This window comes from Bacillus sp. AY2-1, from assembly GCF_008368965.1.
Lineage (GTDB): Bacteria > Bacillota > Bacilli > Bacillales > Bacillaceae_G > Bacillus_A > Bacillus_A thuringiensis_S.
Genome location: NZ_QPEL01000239.1, coordinates 1 through 8,062, shown reverse-complemented (window position 1 = coordinate 8,062; position 8,062 = coordinate 1). Strand labels below are relative to the sequence as shown.

Here is an 8,062-nt window from a genome sequence, read left to right as displayed (position 1 = left end):
ACAATAAAAAGATAACGCTTCCATCAATATTTCTACTATTAACTTGTCATATAGTCATCTTTTACTTTTGGATTTTCGATTGGGAGAAAATAACGACTCCTTACGATCTAACAATATGGATTGTTTCTACTATTTGTAGTCTTTTACTTTACTACCATTTTTAAAATCAAAAATCTAATAAATTAATATTAATTGCTAGTTCGTTATTGTTGATTATTTCTTCTTCATTTATGATTTTTTTAGGTGTTGTTACTGATATTATCTTTGTAACTGTTAGTTCTATGAATTAAAAAGTTGGTCTTTTATTATATAAAAAAGAATGAACAAAAAAAATATATATAGAAATTAGAGAAGTTGATTCCCATCAATATATATCTTCTCTAAGAATATCACTCTTTGTTAAAATATTTCCTTTTTTAACTTTTTAATCTTCCTAAATAAATTAATAAACGCATATAAATATATACAAACTAAAAACCCTACCATACCTTTATATAATCCTGATTCTGATACTCCAAGAAAACATAAGTAAAGCACTGGAATTAACATTACAAACATAATTGCAACGAACTGTATCAATTCAACAAGTTTTTGTATCTTCGTTTCTTTGTCTGAATAAATATCAGGTAACTCATTTTCCTCTTCTACTTCTTTACAAAAGTAATTCCACTTCGCAAAACTCGTTACATGTTTCCAACCACACATTTCATATATTTCGATATATTCTTTTTGTTTTTCTGTCGAATCTTTATACTCTAATCTAAAGTCTGCTTTATATACTACATCTTTCGGCTCAGTTTTCTTAAACCTATACATTACGTTATACTTTTGTAACGCCCAGCCTTGTTGATGCATTTTACGTAAATACGCTTCTTCTTTTTCTAAGCTCCATACTGCGAAAGGTTTGAATATCTTCTTTGTCTCCATCTTCCATTCACTCCCCTAATATACTGTTTCCATTCTTTACAGACCGCTGTAATCTGTTGTACTCCATTCCAGCACTTCTCTCCCAAACGGCGTTAACTCATAGCACTTCTTTCTATCTGTAGAGGCAACTTCAACAATTAACTTCTCTTTTAGTAACTTCGTCGTATTCCCGTATAAAGTACCAGGACCAAGCTTTACTTCCCCATTTGTCATCTCTTCTACCATTTGCATAATTCCATATCCGTGCATTGGTTTCACTAGTGATAACAGTATGTAATATGTCGCCTCAGTTAACGGAATATATTTTTGCGCCTTCGCATTCATTATAACTACCTCCGATGCATCGCCTTATGATATATCGACTTGCGATACATCACATATCGATATTGTATAATCATATTCCAAAATATGGAAGAGTAATTTAATAATTAAATATCCATTTCTTTGAATTAAAAAACCATACAAATTTTCTGAATAATTTGTTAAAATATAGAAATATTAGCTCTTTTATAATGAAAGGAATGGTACATATGATACATAAATTGAAAGAAAACATCGGATCTGTGTTTGTTGGGAAAGAAAATGTTATTGATCTACTGCTCGTTTCACTTCTTGCTGATGGACATGCACTACTCGAAGACGTGCCTGGTACTGGGAAAACGTTACTGGCGAAAACCATTTCCAAAAGTATTGGTGGTAGTTTTTCTCGCGTTCAATTCACCCCTGATGTACTTCCAAGTGATGTAACAGGTATTGAATACTTCAACCCAAAAACAAGCGAATTCGAATTAAGAATTGGACCGGTTATGACAAACATTTTGCTAGCAGATGAAATTAACCGTGCAATGCCGAGAACGCAGTCGAGTTTGTTAGAAGCGATGGAAGAACGACAAGTGACGCTCGAAAAAAAATCTACGCCTCTGCCGAAACCGTTCTTTGTTATTGCGACGCAAAACCCAATCGAATCACAAGGGACTTTCCCTCTTCCAGATGCACAGCTTGATCGCTTTTTAATGACGATTTCAATTGGTTATCCAACTCCTAAAGATGAGTTACAAATGATGCGACGTTTTCGGAACGATTTACCATTAGAAAGTGTCACATCTGTCATCTCATTAGAAGATATTTTAGAAGCTCAAAAACGAGTAAAAGAAATATTTGTTTCGGAACCGTTAGAACATTACATTATTAAACTTGCTCATGCTACAAGAAATCATGATTATATCGCTAACGGTGTAAGCCCACGTGCCACATTAGCTTTAGTACGTGCTGTTCAAGCTTTAGCCTTTTTACATGGGAGAGAATATTGCACACCAGAAGATATACAATTGTTAGTTCCTTCTGTTTGGAATCACCGTATCGTCTTATCAATGGAAGGTGCATTACGTACGACAAAAAATGATATTATGCAAAGTATTTTAAAAGAAGTTGATGTACCCGTGGAGATTGAGCAAGCATGAATGGACAGCGCGTTGTAACTGTACCTTTATTTTTTCAACTTCATATTATTCAACTAACCGTTCCAATCGCGTTACTTTTCACATTCTTTTTCCCGCAACGAATGCTTATGTTTCTCTTTTTCTTCTATTATATATTTGCGATTTTTATTTATAAATATGTCGCTTTCATAGAGAAGAAGTTTCAAATCATAAATGAGAAACAAACTACACGGCTTTTTCCTGAGGAATCTGGACAGTTTTTTATTCATTTAAAAAATGGAGCCAGCATACCGCTCGTTAATGGTGTTTGTTACTTTCATTTAAATTCGTCCCTTATACCGCATAAAGAGCAAGGCATTGAACAAATATCAAAAACGTTATTCTCTTTCCCATTTTCACAACCTGCACATTCGGCACAAAAATGGGATTTAACATTAACCGCTACGAAGCGTGGGGTGTTTCAAATTGAACAGTTTGAATGTGTATTAAAAGATCCATTTCATCTATTAACTGTACATTTACCTGTTTTTGATAAATTAAGGACTGAAATTATTGTGTATCCTTCTCCTAAAGAAGTAGCAGGTTTGCAAGAACTTCAGCAACTTTTAATCGGATCCTATCAAACGAATTTTTCTTTTTACAATGACGAAACATCTATTATAGGTGTAAAACGCTATGAACGTGAATCATTCCGTTCTATTCATTGGAAGGCATCTGCTAAAATGCAGGAATTACAAGCGAAGCAATATGAACCTGTAAAAAATTATAGTTGGACGATTTGTCTTTCTTTAGCTGCCGATCGTGGATTTGGTTGGAAAGATAATGTTGAAGATTTAATTTCATTCGCAACATACATTTGCCAATATGCAACGAAGCATCAAATACCGTTTGAATTATTTATTAGTGTATTAGCAGAAGGTGGTGCATTACATTTATCGTTACATGAAGGGCAAACGCAATATGCAAAAGCTTTAGAAGAATTAGCCCGTATTTCAGATGATAGTACGTTACTTCCGAAACAAGGATTCCTTCATTATGTAACGAGAAAGAGAGAACGATCGTCTACAATGATATACATTGGTTTACAAAGAAATGAACTCCCTCTTCTCTCGCAGCCAACGTTTCTCATTACTAGTGAAGGGATGGTGGAATCGGTTGAAAACTTGGCTATATCACATTCATGATTTCATTCTGCTCCTCCTGCTTTCATTATTAACAGAAAGAGATGAACTAATTAGTATTGCAATATTTTTAACAACAGGCTATATTGGAGTATTTCTTATTCATAAATTTATGCAGAAAAAAACAACAGGATTTGTAATACTTTTAGTTCTTCAAATCGTTCTTTTCTCTTTATTTTTACCTTTTTCTCTTTTTGGCACAATCATATTACCACTATTTTTCTTTATCGTACATGTGGTCGGACCTGGATATCCAGTTCAAAAATCTTTAGGTGGTATTGTATGGTTTGTCGTTTCAGTTATATTTTATGCACCCTTTCCACCGTTGTGGAAACTATTAATGTTAGCCTTGCATCTTATGATTACATTTTGGTTAACCGGGGCAAATCGCAAACAACAACTATTACGTTTTGCTTCTATCATTACGATTGGCTTAATGAGTATATTAATTGTTCAAATATTTCCTTTCATTCGACTTATTTTTGGTTTTATAACGGAAGTAGTCGCATTAGGCGTCGGCTATGCTTTAATGCCATTAATTAAAGCAGCGGAATTAAAAGATACTGAAGATGTTTGGGCAAATAAAGGACATCTCTTAAAACCAAAAATTGAAGACGGAAAAAAAATTCCTGATTTTGATCCAATACTCATAAATAGCGCTACAATAATAGTCTGTACAGCTATCGCTATTTACGTCGTTTGGAAAATAGTAAAAAAACGAAAACATTTAAGTTTACCAAATATGCACGTCTTCGAATCTACTATCATTACTGATAAAGAAGGAATGAGCCAAAATCGTTTTAAACGAAATAAACCGCCACATAACGAAATTCGGAAGGAAATTTTCAAGCTAGAGAGTAAGTTAACCCCTCCTTTAAATAGAAAACGGGGAGAAACTGTTGAGGCTTGGCTAGAAAGAATACATGATGAAGAAGATGTAAATATTCAAAGTGATATTATTATAGATGCTTATAATACGGTGCGTTATTCAAATGGTAAAAGCATTGTACTTCTGCATGAATTTAAGGAAGAGATTCATAAGCTTTATGCATATCAAAAACATTTGAAGAAAAGAAAGAAATAAGACAACAAAAGACTCCTATTTTTTCATTCATGTGCTCAGTTTAGGGAGAGAAAAATGCTAATAACCATTAGAAATAACACAATAATTTGTATGTATTTCGCATTATAAATAGCAAACTAAAACGCTCAGAAAATATTCTGAGCGTTTTCATTTCCTTCTTCAACTAAAGTACCAGTTAGTGCAAAAAGCTATTTCACCATTTGTATTGTTAACTTATCTTTTAACATTGAGCTATATGAGTCAATTTCATATTTTGTATTATTGATTTTTTCTTTTTTCATTTTTAACATATCGAATATTTCTAATTCTAAATTCCTTCTAGCTTCAAGAACTTTTATCGCTCCTTCTACACCTGAATGGTTATGTTCTTTCCCATAGCCTTGGTTAGTGTAATAGTCGACGATTCCTGTGGACCATTCTGGAGTTCTTTCTTTTAGTGCCTTCCTAAATGAAAATTCAAGATTATCTTGTTCTACATACAATAACATTGGATTTAAATTCTCTATAATTTTTGCAACTTTCATTACATAATTTATTATTTTTTCTTTTTGTTCACCATATTTAATCATCCCAATAGTTAATGAGTTTTGTATGAAACAACATTCAAAGATATAAACCTTATTGTCTTCTAGAGCACTTTCAGTAAAGTCATTCCATTTGTCAGCAATTAATTCAACATTTTTATCGAATGACAATTCATATATATCGTTTTTTGAAATATCGTTAAATAATTCGTCCGAAAACTGATCACCAAACTCATTTTTTATCTTTCTGTATGGTAATAAATAATTGCTTCCTTTTTTTAGAACTCTTTTAAGAAGCACTTCTTTAAAATCTCCACTGTTAGATAATAATCTATCAAATTCAAATTTATTAAAACAAGATACACCATCATAGTCGGCTGGATGGTTCAAATTTCCCTCTAAAAATAGTTCAACTTCAATTTTATTTTGGCTTAGAATTTCATTTATTAGCTTTGCAGTGGTTGATTTTCCAAATCCAGGTAAACCTTCTACTATTATTAGTTTTGTGTTCATAATTATAAATCCCTTTCTTCAAAGTATTTAACCAAGATAAAAAAATCACTTACTTCACTGCAATCACCCCTTCAAAATATGATATTCACCATTTCCTTTGAAAAATCCTGCTTAAAGTAACCTGACCGTTAGTTTAAGAACATTTTTTCACAATCTCTATAATTATTTTAACGTAATTTTCCATTTACCTTTAAAAAAATATAGTCCACCATTATTTGAGTGAACTATCTAAATTAAATTATATCTTTTAAATCAAACAATTTTCCAGTAATACCCAATCGTTATACTGGTGTTTTTACTGTTTTCTTTTTCCCTTCGTTTGTGGTAAATGGCATACAAAAGTTATAATGGGTTCGAATTATCGTTAGAGCCATTTGTGCGTATTTTGGATTAAAATTAGAATAGATATAACTTTTACCATCTCCACGAGCTATCATTAAAGGTCTTTCTAGACAACCAATTTAGCAATGGTTTTAGTATATAAAATAGCAAGAGTACATAAAAGTGCTTAAACATTTTAATAACAATATAAAAAAGGATGCTAAATCATATGTGATTTACATCCCTTTTTTGTTTGTTATTTTATATTTTCTCTCCCGTAACTGAACCCGTTATTTATTCATAGGAGTCTTTTTATACTTCTACGTTGCTTTTTAAATGGAAGCATTCTTCCCTGCTTCAATTTCTAATGACTCTTCATGCCACCAAAGTGTTTCTTCAGGGTCTTCTTTAGCGATTAGGTGTGCTTCTTTTTTCGTTTCTACTGTAGGATATGAACCTTTTAGCGCACGCCCTGAAGTCGTAACAAATAGTACACTAAATACAACTAATCCAATAATACTTACACCTGCTAAATAAAATGCCGGTGCGAGCGGGTTACCAGTTGCATGAACTAAGTATGAACATACGAGCGGTGTTGTTCCACCGAATATCGATACAGAAATATTAAATGAGATCGAAAGTGCTCGATAACGTACATCGGTGAAAAAGAGTGATGGTAATAATGAAGGTAATGTTCCTTCATATACACTTAAGAAGAAACCTAGTACGAAAATACCTGCAAATATAGCTGCAATATGTCCGTTACCTATTAGTAAAAATGCTGGAATTGCAAATACAGTTAAACCAAGTAAACCAATTTGCACAACGCGTTTATTACCAATTTTATCACTTAACTTACCGAAATATAGTGCTAGTGGAATCATAAGTGCCATCGTAATAGAAATAATTAATAAGCCTGTTGTTTCTTCGACTTTAAGTACTTGAGTTAGATAAGAAGGAATATACGAAAGAATCATATAATTTGTAATATTAAAGAAGGCGACAATTACTGTGCTTAATAAGAAGTCTTTTTTGTGATATTTAATAATATCCATAAATGAAAATTGTTCATTGTCTTCAGATTCCTCTTGTGCTTTTTCCATCTCTTCAAAGATTGGAGATTCATCTAGATGACGGCGTAAGTATAAACCGACCAAACCAATTGGTGCAGCTACTAAGAACGGAATACGCCATCCCCAGCTGAGCATTTGCTCATCTGTTAACAATAACGTCAAAATGGTAACAATTACCGATGCAGCAATGTAACCTGAGAGTGTTCCAATTTCAAGACCACTACCGAGTATACCACGCTTTTTATCTGGAGAAGATTCTGCGATATAAACCATTGCACCTGAATATTCGCCGCCTGTAGAGAAGCCTTGAATCATTCGGGCAACTAAAAGTAGTATTGGTGCCCATACACCAATTTGTTCATAGGTTGGTAGTAATGCGATGAATAATGTAGAAAGTGCCATTAAAATAATAGTAGTACTTAACACGATTTTTCGGCCGTACTTATCTCCTATTCTACCAAAGAATACACCTCCGATTGGTCGAACGAGAAAGGCTGCTGCAAATGTACCGAATGTAAGTACAAGCTGCAATCCACTATTATCAACACCTGAGAAGAATAATTGACTTAAAATAACCGCTAAATACGCGTATAATCCGAAGTCAAACCACTCCATTGCGTTTCCTATACCAGTAGCAATTACTGCTTTCCTGGCTTGTTTAGGATTGACAATATTAACGTCTTGAGGTTCAAAATTTAAATCATTATTTTGTTGCATATAATAAAACAGCTCCTTATTTAATTTAACTTCTTTAAGCACACCTTCTCTTATTGAATAAAATTAATTCGAAGCACTTAAGGAAAATTAACGTCTCCTTATCTGTTATTATTGTTTCACATAATTAATTATTTGTCCAATGAGATGCTCTCTATGTTAAGTAATTTACTATTTTAAAAAGCTAAAGAAGCCGCTAAAATAGCGGCTTCTTTAGCTTTTTATATTTTTTTATATTTTTTTAAATACTTGCTGTAGCAGCTATGTTATGAACACAGGAAATAAA

General features: G+C 32.6%; 6 protein-coding genes and 3 pseudogenes. 4 read left to right on the top strand and 5 right to left on the bottom strand.

The window, feature by feature from the left end:
• Positions 1–290 (top strand): annotated as a pseudogene (locus DN403_RS32075) (hypothetical protein); the annotation flags it as partial.
• 109 nt (positions 291–399) lie between these two features.
• Here the strand turns inward: DN403_RS32075 and DN403_RS29615 are convergent.
• Both DN403_RS29615 and DN403_RS29610 read right to left on the bottom strand, forming a co-directional pair.
• Positions 400–927, bottom strand: coding sequence for a DUF2812 domain-containing protein (locus tag DN403_RS29615; RefSeq protein WP_000448309.1), 528 nt, complete (start codon positions 925–927; stop codon positions 400–402).
• Positions 928–934: 7 nt separating this feature from the next.
• Positions 935–1,251: pseudogene (locus DN403_RS29610) on the bottom strand (PadR family transcriptional regulator).
• Positions 1,252–1,457: 206 nt separating this feature from the next.
• Between DN403_RS29610 and DN403_RS29605 the strand changes: the two are divergent.
• From DN403_RS29605 to DN403_RS29595, 3 genes are read left to right on the top strand one after another with little or no spacing between them, the layout of a single operon-like run.
• A complete protein-coding gene (locus DN403_RS29605; RefSeq protein ID WP_000581417.1) occupies positions 1,458–2,387 on the top strand; it encodes an AAA family ATPase in 930 nt (309 codons plus the stop codon).
• Entirely contained in the window at positions 2,384–3,550 is a 1,167-nt protein-coding gene (locus tag DN403_RS29600) for a DUF58 domain-containing protein (RefSeq protein ID WP_001014386.1), read from the top strand. Before DN403_RS29605 ends, DN403_RS29600 begins: the two co-directional genes overlap by 4 nt.
• On the top strand, positions 3,522–4,631 hold the full coding sequence (locus DN403_RS29595; RefSeq protein WP_000860493.1) for a DUF4018 domain-containing protein: 1,110 nt from the start codon (positions 3,522–3,524) through the stop codon (positions 4,629–4,631). Before DN403_RS29600 ends, DN403_RS29595 begins: the two co-directional genes overlap by 29 nt.
• 188 nt (positions 4,632–4,819) lie before the next feature.
• On the opposite strand, the gene DN403_RS29590 is transcribed toward DN403_RS29595, so the two are convergent.
• The 3 genes and pseudogenes from DN403_RS29590 to DN403_RS29585 form a co-directional block, all read right to left on the bottom strand.
• Complete coding sequence (locus DN403_RS29590; RefSeq protein ID WP_001093193.1) at positions 4,820–5,668, bottom strand: P-loop NTPase family protein; 849 nt, start codon at positions 5,666–5,668, stop codon at positions 4,820–4,822.
• 281 nt (positions 5,669–5,949) lie between these two features.
• Positions 5,950–6,129 (bottom strand): annotated as a pseudogene (locus DN403_RS32470) (hypothetical protein); the annotation flags it as partial.
• Between the two features lie 192 nt (positions 6,130–6,321).
• On the bottom strand, positions 6,322–7,779 hold the full coding sequence (locus DN403_RS29585; RefSeq protein WP_001186930.1) for an MFS transporter: 1,458 nt from the start codon (positions 7,777–7,779) through the stop codon (positions 6,322–6,324).
• Positions 7,780–8,062 lie beyond the last annotated feature (283 nt).

What these genes read in the sequence shown, in the direction of transcription:
- DN403_RS29600 (WP_001014386.1), top strand. Translation starts at nt 2,384, where the DNA reads ATGAATGGACAGCGCGTTGTAACTGTACCTTTATTTTTTCAACTTCAT.
- DN403_RS29590 (WP_001093193.1), bottom strand. Translation starts at nt 5,668, where the DNA reads ATGAACACAAAACTAATAATAGTAGAAGGTTTACCTGGATTTGGAAAA.
- DN403_RS29615 (WP_000448309.1), bottom strand. Translation starts at nt 927, where the DNA reads ATGGAGACAAAGAAGATATTCAAACCTTTCGCAGTATGGAGCTTAGAA.
- DN403_RS29585 (WP_001186930.1), bottom strand. Translation starts at nt 7,779, where the DNA reads ATGCAACAAAATAATGATTTAAATTTTGAACCTCAAGACGTTAATATT.
- DN403_RS29605 (WP_000581417.1), top strand. Translation starts at nt 1,458, where the DNA reads ATGATACATAAATTGAAAGAAAACATCGGATCTGTGTTTGTTGGGAAA.